Origin of the sequence: Flagellimonas eckloniae (assembly GCF_001413955.1) — a bacterium.
In the GTDB taxonomy this organism is placed as follows: Bacteria; Bacteroidota; Bacteroidia; order Flavobacteriales; family Flavobacteriaceae; genus Flagellimonas; species Flagellimonas eckloniae.
The window spans coordinates 3,018,604-3,034,827 of record NZ_LCTZ01000002.1 but is presented as its reverse complement, the minus strand read 5'-3'; the positions used below and the strand labels follow the sequence as shown (position 1 = coordinate 3,034,827).

Sequence of the window (16,224 nt, the reverse complement as noted above, 5' to 3'; positions counted from 1 at the left end):
GTACTTTTGCTGTCCAAAAAATAAGGGTTTTGGTAAAAATTGCAGACATAGAACTTCCTGATTTTCCGCTACTTCTTGCTCCAATGGAGGATGTTAGTGACCCGCCTTTTCGTGCTTTGTGCAAGGAACAAGGAGCAGATGTCGTTTATACAGAGTTTATTTCCTCCGAAGGACTTATCCGTGATGCCGCCAAAAGTGTTATCAAACTGGATATTTATGAAAAGGAACGCCCTGTAGGCATCCAGATATTTGGAGCGGAACTAGATTCAATGCTTCAAGCTGTGGATATTGTGGAGAAATCCAACCCGGATATCATCGATATTAATTTTGGCTGTCCTGTAAAAAAAGTAGTCTGTAAAAATGCAGGGGCAGGGATTCTTCGTGATATACCTTTGATGGTAAAACTTACTGAGGCAATGGTAAAAAGAACCAAATTGCCTGTTACCGTGAAAACAAGGTTGGGATGGGACACTCCGTCCATTAAAATTGTTGAAGTAGCGGAACGACTGCAAGATGTGGGTATTAAAGCCATCTCCATTCATGGTCGGACGAGGGTACAAATGTACAAGGGAGAAGCTGATTGGAAACCCATAGCCCAAGTGAAGAACAACCCCAGAATGCATATTCCTGTTTTTGGAAATGGAGATGTGGACACGCCAGAGGCAGCAGTAAGAATGCGTGATGATTATGGACTTGATGGAGCCATGATCGGAAGGGCGAGTATTGGCAATCCATGGTTTTTTAAGCAGGTAAAGCACTATTTTAAGACAGGGACACACCTAAGTCTTCCAACTATGGAAGAGCGAGTGGAAGCGGCTCGTAGACATTTGCAAATGGCCATTGATTGGAAAGGGGAGAAACTAGGGGTTTTTGAAACAAGAAGACACTACACGAATTATTTTAAAGGAATTCCCCATTTTAAGGAATACCGAATGAAAATGGTGACCAGTGATGAATCAGCTGATGTTTTTGCAGCCTTTGATGAGGTTTTGGAGAAATTTGGCGATTTTCAGTTTGCTTAAACGGTAACCAATCGTTTTGTTATTCTACTACTTGCAATCTTCGAAGAGATAAAGCCCAAGACCACAATTGTGGCCAAAACCACTAGAACATTCATGATGTTGTATTCTACAGGATACGCAAGAGAAGGTGTGATTTTTAGCCAACTAAAAGCCAATTGCGACCCGATAAGTATGGACCCTATTAGTACTCCAATCAATCCCCCCAAGGAAGTGACCAATAGCCCTTGAATAAAATAGACCCTACGCAACTCTTTAATTGTAGCTCCCAAACTGAACAGCGTTTTTGAGTTTTGTTGTTTGTCCAATATCATCATGATAATGGCGCCTACAACATTAAATAGCGCAATAATCAATACCAAAGTAAATATAAGATAGGTAGCTAAATTTTCAGTATTGAGCATGCGATAAAGAGTGCTGTTCTGTTCTTGTCGGTCAAGAACCAAAACCTTATCTCCTAGAATAGCCTTAATATGGTCTTTCACAAATTCAATTGACGCCTCTTTATCAAGTTTAAAATTAATTCCTGAAACTTGGGTACTGTCTTTTTCAAGCAAAGCCTGTACCAAAGGTAGCTGGGCAAACACATACTTTTTATCCAAATTTTCTTCTACTGCATAAACCCCACTGACAACCAATGGCAGCTCATTGTAAGGTTTTGCATTCAACCCTTGTTGCGAAATAGAGCCTTTACCAGGTTTGGGAACAAGAACTGTCATCGGAGTTTGATAGTTGTCAATGGGTACTCCCAACAAATTGTAAATACCAATGCCCATAACACCATTATACTCCATAATTCCCCAATTACCAAAATATAAAGTGCTATCTACTCCAGTTACAGAACGATAATTATTGTCTATTCCCTTTATATAAGCAATACAACTCTTTTCCCGAAATGTCAGGTACGCCCTTTCCTCTAGTTCTTTAGAATAGTTTGCCAGCCCATCGATTTTTAGAAGTGATTTTTCCTCATCTGGAGTAATGGAAAAATGCTTTCCGGTGATGGGGGACGCTTTTAAGTCTGGGTCAAATGTGTTGGTAAAAGAAAGACTGAATGTTTTTAAGCCTGCAAACGCGGAGAGCACAACAAAAAGTGCCGCGGATCCAATTACAATGACCAAGAATGTGATGAAATTGATAATATTTACTGCATTTTGGCTGCTTTTGGAACGCAGATAGCGCTTAGCGATATAGAAAGGAAAGTTCAAAATCAGGATTTCTTGCGTTTGTCCAGTAAATCTCTATTTTCAATGGGGTTTTCTTCTCCTTTCAGTGATTTTTCAATCTTGTCAATATACTCCAAGGAATCATCCAAGTAAAAATTGAGTTCAGGCACTCGCCGCAATTGGTTTTTTGTGCGTTGGGCCAACTCATGCTTAATAAGGTTTTGGTTCGATTTTATTCCTTCCAACAGTACATTAGCACTTTTATTTGGAAAAATACTTACATATACCTTGGCAATGGAAAGATCCGTAGTAACGGAAACTTTTGAAACAGAAATCAAGGTTCCCTTTAATCCACCATCTGTGGCGGCACGCTGCAAAATATCTACGATATCCTTTTGGATGATTCCCCCTATTTTCTTCTGCCGTTGTGTTTCCATAGCACAAAAATAGTGGAATTAATGACGAACCTCATGATATGATACAAATCCAGTGTTTATTTTTGAAGAAATTGATGTACATTCAGTTGTTCACGTACACTTAAAGTGGAATCAGATGGATAAAATAGAACATATAGGTATTGCGGTAAAGAATTTGAAAGACTCCAACAGCTTGTTTGCAAAACTCTTGGGAGCATCCCACTATAAAATGGAAGAAGTCCCATCCGAAGGGGTGCGCACCTCTTTTTTTAAATCTGGACCCAATAAAATAGAATTGTTGGAAGCTACTACGGTAGATAGTCCAATAGCAAAGTTTTTGGAAAAGAAAGGTGAAGGAGTTCACCATATTGCCTTTGCCGTTGACGATATTGTAATGGAAATTACACGATTGAAAAAGGAAGGTTTTACCGTTTTAAATGAAGTGCCCAAACAAGGGGCGGACAACAAATTGGTCGCATTTTTGCATCCAAAGGGAACCAACGGGGTATTGGTAGAGCTTTGTCAGGAAATAAATGAGGGGTAGTTGTATTAAAATCTTGCGACGAAGGAAAATAAATGGTAATATTGCATCCGCAAAATTGCAGGTCCTATAGCTCAGCTGGTTAGAGCACCTGACTCATAATCAGGGGGTCCATGGTTCGAGCCCATGTGGGACCACAAAGTAAAATCACAACCCTCTTATCTACTTTAAGTTAGTTAGGAGGGTTTATTTTGTGCCAAAACTGACCAATATTTCAGGGGTGTCTCTTTCTAAAAAAGCGATGGTAAAATATAAGCAGTATTTTGACAGGAAGTGAAGGGACCGGAGGGCATGAAGCCTATTTTTATAACAAGACCACTGTTAGGATGGACGACTGGTAACTTATTTTGCCACATAAATCCAAACTGGTTACCGAGCCAGAGAAAACTAAGAAATTATTTCGAAATTAAAAACGGTTCTATTGGAACATATTTTGGAAATTTAAACCAATCAAAGACCTATTGGAGAAGTCAAATAAATCCACTATGCTGAACTTTAAGTTAACACGGTTTACCTCACAAATAAACATAAATAGTATAACAGTACTATTCACTACGCTCGTTTTTACAGGATGTGTAAACGAGCCAAAAAAAGTTAAAGGCGATGAAAACCAAATAGTGACCATAACATCTTTGCTCAAAGAGATGACAGACCGCGATATGGTCGCCAAATTCCCCCAAAACAATTTCCGCTTAAAACAGGAAAGCAGTTATAACAGAGCCTCCAAGACTCCCCAAGATACGGTAGGTTGGTTCACCAATGCGGACTTCAACACCAAAGAAGGGCTCCATAATTTTCTCCGCGTCGAAGAGCATAATGGCGTAAAAGAATGGGTGCTCATGGACCATAAGGGCCCGGGAGCAATTGTACGGACATGGATGCCGTATTCGAACCCAAAAGACCCTAGTACCACAAGTACAATAAAAATTTATCTGGATGGGGCAACCGAACCCGTTCTGGAGGGAAACATGCTAGGGCTTTTGAACGGGACCGGACTTTTCCCTTTTCCGTTAGCACATAAATCTTTAAGGTCTGCTGTTTCCTTTTTTCCTATAACCTATGCAAAAAGTTGTAAGGTCACCGTTACCGAAAGACCCTTTTTTTATCAGTTTACATATAGGGCATATGATGAGGGCACGGCCGTAGAAACCTTCACTATGGAAAACTTCAAAAAGGCGGACGCACTGACCAAAAAAGTTTGTAAAACATTGTTGTCACCAAAAAACAGCTCAGTTGGTAAGGCATTGGAATTGAAGGAAACAGTCGCCTACAAAGAAGAGAAGTCTATTGTACTGCCTAAAGGGACAGGAGCGGTTCGCTCACTTTCCCTAAAGCTTGGGGACTACCAGGATTCAACAGTAACCCGCTCGGTTGTCCTAAAAGTGGAGTTCGATGGACAAGAAACCGTATGGTGCCCAATAGGTGACTTCTTTGGTAGTGGAATTGGGTTAAATCCCTTTCAGGGTTGGTATAGAACTGTGGATAATGACGGGGCCATGTCCAGTCGTTGGGTGATGCCGTACCAAAGATCAGGAAAAATATCAATATTTAACTTAGGCAACGAACCTGTGGATGTCGAGCTCAATGCCACCGTTGGTGATTGGGAATGGGACGAAAACAGTATGTACTTCAACGCTGCATGGCGGGGAGAATACCCCGTATCCACAAGACCGTTCTCCGACTGGAACTATGTGACACTGAAAGGAAGAGGTGTATACGTGGGCGATGCCTTGACCATTTGGAACCCTGTGAAGCGTTGGTGGGGCGAAGGGGATGAGAAAATATGGGTCGATGGAGAAGATTTCCCTTCCATTTTTGGAACGGGTACGGAAGACTATTACGGGTATTCTTGGGGAGGAATGAGCAACGATTTCTATGAACACCCATTTCACGCACAACCTAATTCAAATGTTTACAATAAGAACAACAGAAAAACCGAAGCTGAATTCGGCACAAGAAATACACAGGGCTATAGTACCGAAACACGTTCCCGCGCCTTGGATGTCATGCCTTTTGGAAGTTCTCTCCAACTGGATATGGAAGTCTGGAGCTGGACGGAAGATGTCGACATGGAATATGGTGTCGGTGTCTATTGGTATGGTGATGCGGCTACAACATCCAACCGAAGACCAGATGCCGAAGGATTGGTGAAGCTGACAACCAACAAAAAGGAACCCATTGATTAACTATGGAAAAAAGGGACTAACTAGTCAAGTTCCCGAAAAGCATAGTACGCAAGTTGGTGAAACTGACGCATGGGTTTTTAAAATAAGAGAAAAGTAAAATTACGGCAGGGCTTCTTTATTTAAATAAAATGGCAATTGCCCCAACCGCTGTTACAATCAAAATGAATCTTTTATAATTTTTATCATTAATTAATTTTACAATGGCTACCCCAGCAAAAAGACCCAAAAGAATAGATGGAAACAACTTAAGATTAATCAACAATGACTCTGTGGAAATGGTTTTCCAAACAAAGATGTGAAAGGGTAATTTAAACAAGTTAGTAATTAGAAATAACCACGCGGCAGTACCGACGAACTCATTTTTAGGAAGCCGCATCGCCAAAAAGAAAATATTGGTAAAAGCCCCAGCTAGGTTACCGATCATTGTGCAAATACCCGCAACAATTCCAATGGAGCCAGAAAACAACCAGTGTTTTGGAATGGCTTGGGACTTTCGCTTGTCCCACCAAACGAGAACAGCCAAGCTTATAAAAATAACGACTACCATGCTAAGCTTAAATTCCTTTTCAGGCAAATCCTTTCCAATAAAAACACCGATAAGAATCCCTAGAACCATCCATGGTAGAAATTTTATGATATAGCTCCACTGTGTGTGTCGATTGTAGTAGACCACAGCAAATACGTCTCCCACCAGTAACAATGGAATAATTAAGCCTGTAGACTCCCTAGCACCAAAAGCCAATGCCATGAGGGTTACATTAAAAATGGAAAGTCCTTTCAGACCCGCTTTTGAAATACCCATTAAAAATGCTGCTGTAGCGGCCATGGACCAAACCACTAAGGAAGATTCCAATGTCATAAAGAATGTCAAAACTGTTGTTTAGCGAACAAAGGGTAAAGGTATTTTAAAAAATTATACTTTAGCCAACAACCAAAACCAAACCATGGATTTACAGACACTTGATTACGTACTTATATTTGGCTTTTTCGGAATTGTCCTTTTTATAGGCATTTATGTTTCCAAAAAATCTGGGAAAAGCTCTTCTGAATATTTCCTCTCGGGTAGGACCATGCCCTGGTGGTTATTGGGTCTCTCAATGGTTGCAACCACGTTTTCTACAGACACGCCAAACCTTGTAACGGATTTAGTTAGAACCAATGGGGTTTCTGGGAATTGGGGCTGGTGGTGTTTTTTAATAACAGGAATGCTTACTGTTTTTGTCTATGCCAAATTATGGAGGAAATCCAATGTAAAAACAGACCTGGAATTTTATGAACTACGGTATGGCGGAAAGGCCGCAAGCTTTTTGAGAAAGTTTAGAGCCATTTATCTTGGAGTTCTTTTTAATGTAATTACAATGGCGGCGGTAACATTGGCAGCAATAAAAATTGGAGGGGTTATGCTTGGCCTTGAACCTTGGGAAACCGTGGTTAGCGCTGGTTTGATTACGGTGGTTTTTAGCGCCCTTGGTGGATTTAAAGGAGTGGTCTATAGCGATTTTTTGCTCTTTTTTGTGGCCATGGCCGGAGCCATTGGAGCAGCATATTATTTGGTAAATATTCCTGAGGTCGGCGGACTTGAGGCTATCATGGAAAATGAAAATGTAAAGGACAAGCTAAGTATCCTTCCAGACCTTACGGACAAAAAAGCCGTAATTACCATGCTGATAATTCCCTTGGCGGTACAGTGGTGGAGTTCTTGGTACCCAGGAGGCGAACCCGGGGGAGGGGGATATATTGCACAGCGTATGTTGGCAGCAAAAAATGAGAACCATGCCATAGGAGCCACATTCTTCTTTAATATTATGCACTATGCCTTGCGCCCATGGCCCTGGATTTTAGTTGCTCTAGCGTCTCTAGTTGTTTATCCTGATATTGCCAGCATACATGAGGCATTCCCAAATATAGCAGAAGATAAATTGGGGCATGATTTGGCCTATTCGGCAATGTTGACCAAACTTCCAAGTGGGTTGTTAGGTATTGTTTTGGCTTCACTGGTGGCAGCTTACATGAGTACAATTTCTACACAGTTAAACTGGGGTTCATCTTATATTGTTTATGATTTTTACAAACAACAGATTAATCCAAATGCGACTGAAAAACAGATGGTCAATGTTGGCAGATTATCAACGGTCATTTTAATGTTGCTTAGCGCCCTCTTGGCATTGGCACTGCAAAATGCAATGGGAGTTTTCAATTTGCTGTTGTCGTTTGGCGCTGGAACTGGGCTCATTTTCATATTGAGATGGTTTTGGTGGCGCATTAATGCATGGAGCGAAATTACAGCTATGTTCTCATCAGGTATTTTGGCCATTGTTTTGGAGACAACGCAATTGGGAGACCTTCTTTTTCATGCCGATTATGGTTTGTTTCCAGATTGGGCCGAACTTCCCTTTATTATGATAGTCACCACCATCATTTGGGTCACGGCTACTTTTGTTACCCAACCAGAGACCAAAGATGTTTTACGCAGTTTTTATCAAAAAATTCAACCTGGCGGACCAGGTTGGGCAAAGGTTGTAGCAGATGCAAAAGCAGATAACATTATAATTATGAACAGTAAGGAAAAATGGAGCGTACCGTCTGGAATTACTGCAATGTTATTGGGTGTTATATTAATCTATACAATTATGTTTGCCACAGGATATTGGATTTATGGCGAAACAAGTTTAGCTTTGATACTTACTGGAGTGGCGGCTCTATCTGCTTTTTTACTTATAAAAGCATGGGGTAAAATGAAAGATACTATTTTATAGAGGGATATGAAAAACAGGGTTTTGTCGGTTGATATTTTTAGGGGCATGACCATTGTGTTAATGATTTTGGTGAATACTCCCGGCACATGGTCCAATGTTTATGCGCCTTTATTGCATGCCAAATGGCATGGATATACACCAACAGATTTGGTTTTCCCTTTTTTTCTGTTTATTGTAGGAACGTCTATAGCACTTGCTTATCAAAACAAGACCTCAGGCACCAGTGTTTATAATAAAATTGCCATTCGAAGCCTAAAGTTAATCGGGCTTGGGCTTTTTCTTGGAGCATTTACAATTACTTTTCCGTTTTTCAAGGATTTTGCTGAAATACGCTTTCCAGGAGTTTTGCAACGCATTGGAGTAGTGTTCTTTTTTGCAGCAATACTCTTTATAAATCTAAATTGGAAAAAACTGATTTGGGTTGCTGCAATTTTGTTAATCGGCTATTGGCTGTTAATGGTTTTTGTTCCTGTTGAAGGAGTGGCATCAACTTTGGAGAGAGCACCAAATAACTTGGCCAATTACGTGGATGTCCATATTTTTGGAACCCATAATTACAAACCGGATTATGACCCTGAAGGATTATTGAGCACAATACCGGCAATTGTAAGTTCGATTTTGGGAATTTTCACTGGTTTGATACTTACTTCAAAGCATGATAAAAAAACGACGCTGTTATTTGGCATAGGAGGTTCAATGTTATTGGTTGGACATCTTTGGGATTTCATATTTCCCATTAACAAAGCACTTTGGACAAGCAGTTTTGTTTTGGTCACAGCAGGTTGGGCTAACATTGTTTTGGCATTGATTTATTTTCTTACTGATGTTAAGAAAATAAAGCTCGGAAGTATATTCAAATATGCAGGGGCCAACGCCATTACCGTATATTTTTTATCCAGTTTCATCACCAAATTGTTTTATACCATAAAAGTTGATGAGGACACTTCTTTACATGGCTGGATTTTCAATAAAATCTATGTACATGATTTTATGACAATGGAGCTGTCATCATTACTATACGGACTAAGTGTTGTTTCTTTTTATTGTCTCTTGGCATATGTACTTTATAAAAGAAGGATTTTTATAAAAGTTTAGACCCGGAATTCCATCAACCGCGCCACATATTTCCCAATCACATCAAATTCTAAATTTACAGTAGTTCCCTTTTTATAGGTATTAAATCGAGTGTGTTCATAGGTATAGGGAATTATCGCCACACTAAAGCTGTTGTTTTTAGAATCAATAACCGTCAAACTTACTCCGTCCACTGTAATTGAACCTTTTTCAATAGTTACATTGTTAAGGGCAGAATCATATTCAAAAGTAAAAATCCAACTCCCATCCTTTTCTTCTGTTGAAATGCAAACTGCTGTCTGGTCCACATGACCCTGCACAATATGGCCATCCAATCTTGCGCCCAGAACCATGGCACGTTCAAGATTCATTACATCACCAACCTCCAATTCATCTAAATTGGTCTTATTCAGTGTTTCTTCAATAGCCGTGACGGTATAGCATTCACCATCAACGGAAACAACAGTTAAGCAAACCCCATTATGGGCAACACTCTGATCTATCTTTAATTCTGAGGTGATTTCTGACGCGATGGTGATATGAAAATTATCACCTTCTTTTTCAAGCTTTTCTACCTTCCCCAAAGTCTCAATAATACCTGTAAACATGAATCTTTTTAATTGAGTAGTTTTGTAATGTAAATGTAGCTATATCAGCATTGATTTTATGAAGGAAAAGGGGAAAATAAAACTTGGGATTTCTATAGGCGATTTCAATGGTATAGGATGTGAGGTGGCATTGAAAACGTTTCAGGACCCAAGAATGCTGGATTTTTGTACACCAATAATCTTTGCATCCAATAAATTAATATCTCAGCAAAAGTCCGATTTGGAGCTCAACATCAGCTTTAATGGAATAAACAATGCGTCTCAAGCCGTTGATGGGAAAATCAATGTAGTTAACGTATGGAAGGAAGCACCTCAACTTGAGTATGGTAAAGCAACGGATCAAGGTGGAGAATATGCAATTAAATCTTTAAGGGCTGCTGTAGCCGCCTTGAAAAGTAATGCCCTAGATGTTTTGGTCACAGCTCCAATAAACAAAAACAATATTCAGGCTGAAGATTTTAAATTTCCCGGACATACTGATTTTCTCGCCCAAGAATTGAATGGGGAGAGCCTTATGTTTATGGTGGCGGATACCTTAAGAGTTGGCTTGTTAACTGATCATATTGCAGTTAAAGATGTAGCCCAAGCAATTACACCAAAATTAATCTATGAAAAGGTGGCGACTATGGAAAAATCCTTAAAAATGGATTTTGGAATACGTAGGCCCAAAATAGCCTTATTGGGCATTAATCCGCATAGCGGTGATAACGGTACCATAGGTGAGGAAGACGAAAAGATATTAAAACCTGCCATACAGGAATTGTTTGATCAAGGAACCTTGGTTTATGGACCATATTCCGCAGATAGTTTTTTCGGTTCCAACACACATTCAAGTTTTGATGCCATACTTGCAGCATATCATGACCAAGGACTTATTCCCTTTAAGACCTTGTCCTTTGGTAAAGGAGTAAACTACACCGCAGGATTGGAAAAAATAAGAACATCGCCAGATCATGGAACGGCCTATGAGATTGCGGGAAAAGGAGAGGCAGATGAAAGCTCATTTAAAGAAGCTGTTTTTACTGCCATCAAGGTTTTTAAAAATAGGGAAGAGTACATAAAACTGAATAAAAACCCTCTGCAAAAACAGAAGGTAAAACGGGCAAGTTAGAACTTAGTCCAGACGCATTATATTTATTGGAATAGAATTGTAGTTTTCCAAATAAATAGTATCTTTGCACCCGCCTTTAAGGGCTGGTACACAAACCTTAAGTGTAGAAATGATGAAGCTGAAGGAGTTTTTTATTCCTTTTTCGGGATTGAAGTTAGGGAAACATGAGTTTGGGTATGAGATTGACAATACGTTCTTTGAATCTTTTGAATACCATGAATTTAACAGTGCCTCAATAGTGATTACTGCCATATTGGACAAAATGAACAATATGATGGAACTCACCATTGAAGCAGAAGGAACAGTCAATGTGGATGGGGATTTAACAGGGGAACCTTTTGATCAACCCATTACATCAGATTTGCACCTTGTGGTCAAGTTTGGGGAGGAATATAATGATGAGAATGACGAAATTTTAGTCATACCCCACGGAGAATATCAAATTAATATTTCGCAATACATATATGAAATGTTAGTTTTGGCCGTTCCGCAAAAACGGATACACCCAGGAGTATTAGATGGTACGTTGCAATCAGAAATATTGGATAAGTTGGAAGAATTGCAACCAAAAGAAATCAAAGAAGAATCAGAAAATACAGATCCCAGATGGGATGATTTAAAGAAGTTACTAACGGATAAATAGGTTTTATAATGGCACATCCTAAAAGAAAAATATCAAAAACCAGAAGGGACAAAAGAAGAACCCACTACAAGGCAACAATGCCAACAATTGCAAAGGATTCTGTAACAGGAGAAATGCATTTGTACCACAGAGCACATTGGCATGAAGGTAAACTATATTACCGAGGCCAAGTTTTGATAGATAAAACAGAAGAGGAAACTGCGGCTTAACCGCAAACCTTTCATAATAAACCGACTCCCGTTTTCAAACAACGGGAGTTTTTTTATGGACTATGGGGAATTTTAAAAACAAGTCGTTTTTAATCAAAAAGTCATAGAAAATGACTATTTTTCACCGTTTTTGGGTCAAATTTTAACTTTTTTGACAAAAAAAGACACTCATATGAAAAAACAAACAGCAGCGATTACAGCTGTGGGAGGATATGTTCCCGATTTCGTTTTATCCAACAAGGTTTTGGAAACTATGGTTGAAACCAATGACGAATGGATCACTTCAAGAACTGGAATAAAGGAGCGCAGAATCCTTAAAAAAGAAAACGAGGGAACTTCATATATGGCAATCAAAGCCGCTGAAGATTTAATCAATAAAAGCGGTGTAGACCCCAAGGAAATAGATTTTGTCTTGGTGGCCACGGCAACACCAGATGTTATGGTTGCGGCCACGGCAGCATATGTTGCATCGGAGATAGGTGCGGTCAACGCATTTTCCTATGATCTTCAGGCTGCATGTTCCAGTTTTCTTTTTGGAATGTCTACGGCAGCGAGCTATATTGAATCTGGAAGATATAAAAAGGTGCTATTGATCGGTGCCGATAAAATGTCTTCAATAATTGATTATACTGACAGAACAACCTGTATTATTTTTGGCGATGGGGCCGGTGCAGCACTATTTGAGCCCAATAATGAAGGTTTGGGGTTACAGGATGAATATTTGCGTACAGATGGGATAGGACGTAAATTCTTAAAGATAGATGCCGGGGGCTCTATTTTGCCAGCATCTGAAGAAACTGTAAAGAACAAACAACACTATGTTTATCAAGATGGAAAATCAGTGTTTAAGTTTGCGGTTTCCAATATGGCAGATGTTTCTGCATTGATCATGGAACGTAACAATCTGAGCAAGGAAGACGTACAATGGTTGGTGCCTCATCAAGCAAATAAGCGGATAATAGATGCCACTGCCAATAGGATGGGGGTAGATAAGGAGAAGGTCATGATTAACATTCACAAATACGGAAACACCACATCTGCAACATTGCCTTTGTTGTTGTTTGACTATGAAAAGCAACTAAAAAAAGGAGATAATCTCATTTTTGCCGCTTTTGGCGGAGGTTTTACCTGGGGGTCTATTTATTTAAAATGGGCATATAATTCATAAAACAAAAACTAACTAAATCATATTCCATGGATATTAAGGAAATTCAAAGTTTAATCAAGTTTGTAGCTAAATCGGGCGCTAGCGAGGTGAAGTTGGAAATGGAGGATATTAAGATTACCATTCGTACCGGTGGCGATTCAGTTACTCCTGAAACTACTATCGTACAACAAATTCCTATGGCTCAGGCCCCTGTTGCTCCTGTTGCCTCAACACCGGTTCCAGCCGCCGAAACTGCCCCTGTTTCATCAGAGCAAGCTGCCGCAGAAAACGATGATTCAAAATATATCACCATAAAATCCCCAATAATAGGAACCTTTTATAGAAAACCTTCTCCAGACAAACCTGTTTTTGTTGAAGTTGGAAGTACTATCAATCAAGGAGATGTGCTTTGTGTTATAGAGGCCATGAAGTTATTCAATGATATTGAATCAGAGGTTTCTGGTAAAATAGTTAAGGTATTGGTTGACGATTCTTCACCAGTTGAATTTGATCAGCCTTTATTTCTGGTTGATCCTTCTTAAATCAGATTCCAATAGTTTAAGGACTTAAGGGCATTTATAACTTTAGGGTTTAACATCAAAGACTATGTTTAAAAAAATATTGATTGCAAATAGGGGAGAAATAGCACTCCGTATCATACGCACGTGCAAGGAAATGGGCATCAAAACAGTAGCGGTATACTCCAAGGCAGATGAGGAGAGCCTACATGTTAGATTTGCTGATGAGGCCGTTTGTATTGGGCCCGCACCAAGCCATGAATCCTATTTAAAGATTCCAAATATTATTGCAGCTGCAGAAATCACAAATGCGGATGCCATCCATCCAGGATATGGATTCCTTTCAGAAAATTCCAAATTCTCCAAGATTTGTGCGGAACACGAAATTAAATTTATAGGAGCTTCTGGAGAACAAATTGATAAAATGGGAGACAAGGCCACGGCCAAGGAAACCATGAAAAAAGCTGGAGTACCAACAATTCCAGGTTCTGAAGGATTATTGAAAGATGTTACTGATGCAAAAAAAATAGCCAAAAAGATGGGCTATCCGGTAATGATAAAAGCCACTGCCGGTGGAGGAGGAAAAGGAATGCGTGCTGTCTGGTCTGAGAATGAAATGGAAAGTCATTTTGAGAGCGCTGTACAAGAAGCCACTGCAGCATTTGGCAATGGCGGAATGTACATGGAAAAATTAATTGAGGAGCCCCGTCATATTGAAATTCAAATTGTTGGAGATCAGTATGGAAAAGCTTGTCATCTTTCGGAGCGGGATTGTTCCGTTCAACGCAGGCACCAAAAACTTACGGAAGAAACACCATCGCCATTTATGACGGACTCTCTTCGTGATGATATGGGAAAAGCAGCAGTAAAAGCAGCTGAGTTTATAAAATATGAAGGTGCAGGCACAGTAGAATTTTTGGTTGATAAGCATCGGAATTTCTACTTTATGGAGATGAACACACGTATTCAGGTGGAACATCCTATTACGGAGCAAGTAGTAGATTATGATTTGATTCGGGAACAGATCTTGGTTGCAGGAGGTGTTCCAATTTCAGGAAAAAATTATCTGCCCAAACTACATTCCATTGAATGTAGAATCAATGCCGAGGACCCTTTTAATGATTTTAGGCCTTCCCCAGGTAAAATTACTACCCTCCATACTCCAGGTGGACACGGCGTACGATTAGATACTCATGTATATAGTGGCTATATGATTCCACCAAATTACGACTCCATGATTGCCAAATTGATAACCACGGCACAGACAAGGGAGGAAGCCATTAATAAAATGCGAAGGGCTCTTGACGAATTTGTGATAGAAGGCGTAAAAACTACTATTCCATTTCACAGACAGTTAATGGATCATCCCGATTATTTGGCGGGAAATTATACCACCAAGTTTATGGAAGATTTTGAAATAGACCCAAAATATTTAGATTAACCCTGATTTTATCAGGGTTTTTGCTTTATGGAACTGAGCTATTGGGAATACAAAACCTGGTTGTCCAATATAGATTTTACTATAATTGGCAGTGGTATAGTAGGGCTTAGTTGTGCATATACTCTTAAGGAACGTTTCCCAAAAAGCAAGATTTTAGTTCTGGAAAAAGGTGCTTTGCCACAAGGGGCAAGCACAAAAAACGCTGGGTTTGCATGTTTTGGCAGTATTTCTGAGCTGTTGTCCGATTTAAAGACACACGCGGAAGAGCAAGTATTTGACTTGGTTAAACAGCGTTGGGAGGGCATACAAGTACTTCGTAGTTTATTGGGCGATACTACTATTGATTTCCAACAAGAGGGAGGACACGAGCTTTTTTTGAAAAAGGACATGGCCTTATTTGAGGATTGTAGAGAGAACATAACGCACCTGAATAAATTACTAAAACCCATTTTTGGAGCTGATCCTTTTAGGAAAAGCAAAAATATTTTTGGATTTGAAAACATCAACGAAAATTATATTACCCATAGTTTTGAAGGTCAGTTGGATACTGGAAAAATGATGGGAGCATTACTTCAAAAATGCCTTGAAAAAGGAATATATGTTCTTAATGGTATTGCCGTTGAAGCTATTGAAGATTTGGAAAGCAAAGTGGTTTTAAAAACTTCCAACTTTGAATTTGAAACAAAAAAAGTATGCATTGCAACCAATGGATTTGCTTCACAGTTTTTAAAAACGGAAAACGTAAAACCAGCAAGAGCCCAGGTTTTGATTACCAAGCCAATCAAAGACCTTAAAATAAAAGGCACTTTTCACTTTGATGAAGGGTATTACTATTTCCGAAATATTGACAATCGCATTCTTTTTGGAGGTGGACGAAATCTTGATTTTACAACAGAACAGACCGATAGATTTGGACAGACTGAAATAGTTCAAAATGAACTTGAAAAACTGCTCAAAACAGTTATTTTGCCTAGGCAACAAGTTGAAATTGACCGTCGCTGGAGCGGAATAATGGGGGTTGGGCCACAAAAAACTCCAATTGTAAAGCAACTTTCCAATAACATATATTGTGGAGTTCGCTTAGGAGGAATGGGTATTGCTCTGGGGAGTTTATTAGGAAAAGAGCTAGCAGAATTGACGTATTAACGATAATCCTGAATTCCCTTCTACCGAAGTCTTAGACAGTGAACTGGCAATCAAAGGAAAAAGGAAGTGACTCATTAAAGTTTTCCGCTATCCATCATCTAAATCTCCAGATATTTGGACTTGAATCTTAGTTAAAATACCCATACTTCACCTATCATTGGATTTAAACCATTATAACGATTAATAGCGAATTTCTACTCACTAACCTTTCGGTTTATCATTTAAACCGCTATTACTTATGCA

At 39.4% G+C, this 16,224-nt stretch carries 16 protein-coding genes and 1 tRNA gene; 13 read left to right on the top strand and 4 right to left on the bottom strand.

All coding sequences use genetic code 11. The features are described 5' to 3' along the window. The first annotated feature begins 29 nt into the window (after positions 1-29). The gene (gene dusB, locus AAY42_RS12990) at positions 30-1,022 is read left to right on the top strand and encodes a tRNA dihydrouridine synthase DusB (protein WP_055395904.1); all 993 of its coding nucleotides are present in this window, start codon (positions 30-32) and stop codon (positions 1,020-1,022) included. Here the strand turns inward: dusB and AAY42_RS12985 are convergent. Together AAY42_RS12985 and rbfA are read right to left on the bottom strand one after the other, a co-directional pair. Next, positions 1,019-2,227 (bottom strand): ABC transporter permease, encoded by a 1,209-nt coding sequence (locus AAY42_RS12985; RefSeq protein WP_055395902.1) that lies wholly within the window; start codon positions 2,225-2,227, stop codon positions 1,019-1,021. The genes dusB and AAY42_RS12985 overlap by 4 nt on opposite strands. Positions 2,228-2,229: 2 nt before the next feature. Further along, positions 2,230-2,622 carry a 30S ribosome-binding factor RbfA gene (gene rbfA, locus AAY42_RS12980; protein WP_055395900.1) on the bottom strand — a complete coding sequence of 131 codons (393 nt, stop codon included), beginning with the start codon at positions 2,620-2,622 and terminating at the stop codon, positions 2,230-2,232. Positions 2,623-2,737: 115 nt separating this feature from the next. Between rbfA and mce the strand changes: the two genes are divergently transcribed. The 3 genes from mce to AAY42_RS12965 all read left to right on the top strand — a co-directional run bounded on the left by mce (position 2,738) and on the right by AAY42_RS12965 (position 5,328). Next, a complete protein-coding gene (gene mce, locus AAY42_RS12975) occupies positions 2,738-3,145 on the top strand; it encodes a methylmalonyl-CoA epimerase (protein ID WP_055395897.1) in 408 nt (135 codons plus the stop codon). A 60-nt stretch (positions 3,146-3,205) separates the two neighbouring features. Further along, positions 3,206-3,279, top strand: a tRNA-Ile gene (locus AAY42_RS12970). Between the two features lie 348 nt (positions 3,280-3,627). Next, the gene (locus AAY42_RS12965) at positions 3,628-5,328 is read left to right on the top strand and encodes a glycoside hydrolase family 172 protein (protein ID WP_082433438.1); all 1,701 of its coding nucleotides are present in this window, start codon (positions 3,628-3,630) and stop codon (positions 5,326-5,328) included. Between the two features lie 115 nt (positions 5,329-5,443). Here the strand turns inward: AAY42_RS12965 and AAY42_RS12960 are convergent, their stop codons facing one another. After that, positions 5,444-6,187, bottom strand: coding sequence for a sulfite exporter TauE/SafE family protein (locus AAY42_RS12960; RefSeq protein ID WP_055395895.1), 744 nt, complete (start codon positions 6,185-6,187; stop codon positions 5,444-5,446). Positions 6,188-6,272: 85 nt separating this feature from the next. Here AAY42_RS12960 and AAY42_RS12955 point away from each other — a divergent pair, with 85 nt between their 5' ends. Beyond that, complete coding sequence (locus AAY42_RS12955; RefSeq protein WP_055395893.1) at positions 6,273-8,084, top strand: sodium:solute symporter family protein; 1,812 nt, start codon at positions 6,273-6,275, stop codon at positions 8,082-8,084. Between the two features lie 6 nt (positions 8,085-8,090). Next, a complete protein-coding gene (locus AAY42_RS12950; RefSeq protein ID WP_055395891.1) occupies positions 8,091-9,179 on the top strand; it encodes an acyltransferase family protein in 1,089 nt (362 codons plus the stop codon). On the opposite strand, the gene AAY42_RS12945 is transcribed toward AAY42_RS12950, so the two are convergent. Beyond that, positions 9,176-9,766 carry a riboflavin synthase gene (locus tag AAY42_RS12945; RefSeq protein WP_055395890.1) on the bottom strand — a complete coding sequence of 197 codons (591 nt, stop codon included), beginning with the start codon at positions 9,764-9,766 and terminating at the stop codon, positions 9,176-9,178. The genes AAY42_RS12950 and AAY42_RS12945 overlap by 4 nt on opposite strands. A 58-nt stretch (positions 9,767-9,824) precedes the next feature. Between AAY42_RS12945 and pdxA the strand changes: the two genes are divergently transcribed. From pdxA to AAY42_RS12910, 7 genes are all read left to right on the top strand, one after another. Then, complete coding sequence (pdxA, locus tag AAY42_RS12940) at positions 9,825-10,877, top strand: 4-hydroxythreonine-4-phosphate dehydrogenase PdxA (RefSeq protein WP_055395888.1); 1,053 nt, start codon at positions 9,825-9,827, stop codon at positions 10,875-10,877. A gap of 109 nt (positions 10,878-10,986) precedes the next feature. Further along, entirely contained in the window at positions 10,987-11,520 is a 534-nt protein-coding gene (locus AAY42_RS12935) for a YceD family protein (RefSeq protein ID WP_055395886.1), read from the top strand. 8 nt (positions 11,521-11,528) lie between these two features. Then, complete coding sequence (rpmF, locus tag AAY42_RS12930) at positions 11,529-11,729, top strand: 50S ribosomal protein L32 (protein ID WP_055395884.1); 201 nt, start codon at positions 11,529-11,531, stop codon at positions 11,727-11,729. Between the two features lie 172 nt (positions 11,730-11,901). Further along, positions 11,902-12,897, top strand: a complete 996-nt coding sequence (locus AAY42_RS12925) for a beta-ketoacyl-ACP synthase III (protein WP_055395882.1) — start codon at positions 11,902-11,904, stop codon at positions 12,895-12,897. A gap of 26 nt (positions 12,898-12,923) precedes the next feature. Further along, positions 12,924-13,418, top strand: coding sequence for an acetyl-CoA carboxylase biotin carboxyl carrier protein (accB, locus tag AAY42_RS12920; RefSeq protein WP_055395880.1), 495 nt, complete (start codon positions 12,924-12,926; stop codon positions 13,416-13,418). A gap of 64 nt (positions 13,419-13,482) precedes the next feature. Next, the gene (gene accC / locus AAY42_RS12915; RefSeq protein WP_055395879.1) at positions 13,483-14,835 is read left to right on the top strand and encodes an acetyl-CoA carboxylase biotin carboxylase subunit; all 1,353 of its coding nucleotides are present in this window, start codon (positions 13,483-13,485) and stop codon (positions 14,833-14,835) included. A gap of 27 nt (positions 14,836-14,862) precedes the next feature. Next, positions 14,863-15,981 carry an NAD(P)/FAD-dependent oxidoreductase gene (locus AAY42_RS12910; protein ID WP_055395876.1) on the top strand — a complete coding sequence of 373 codons (1,119 nt, stop codon included), beginning with the start codon at positions 14,863-14,865 and terminating at the stop codon, positions 15,979-15,981. Positions 15,982-16,224 lie beyond the last annotated feature (243 nt).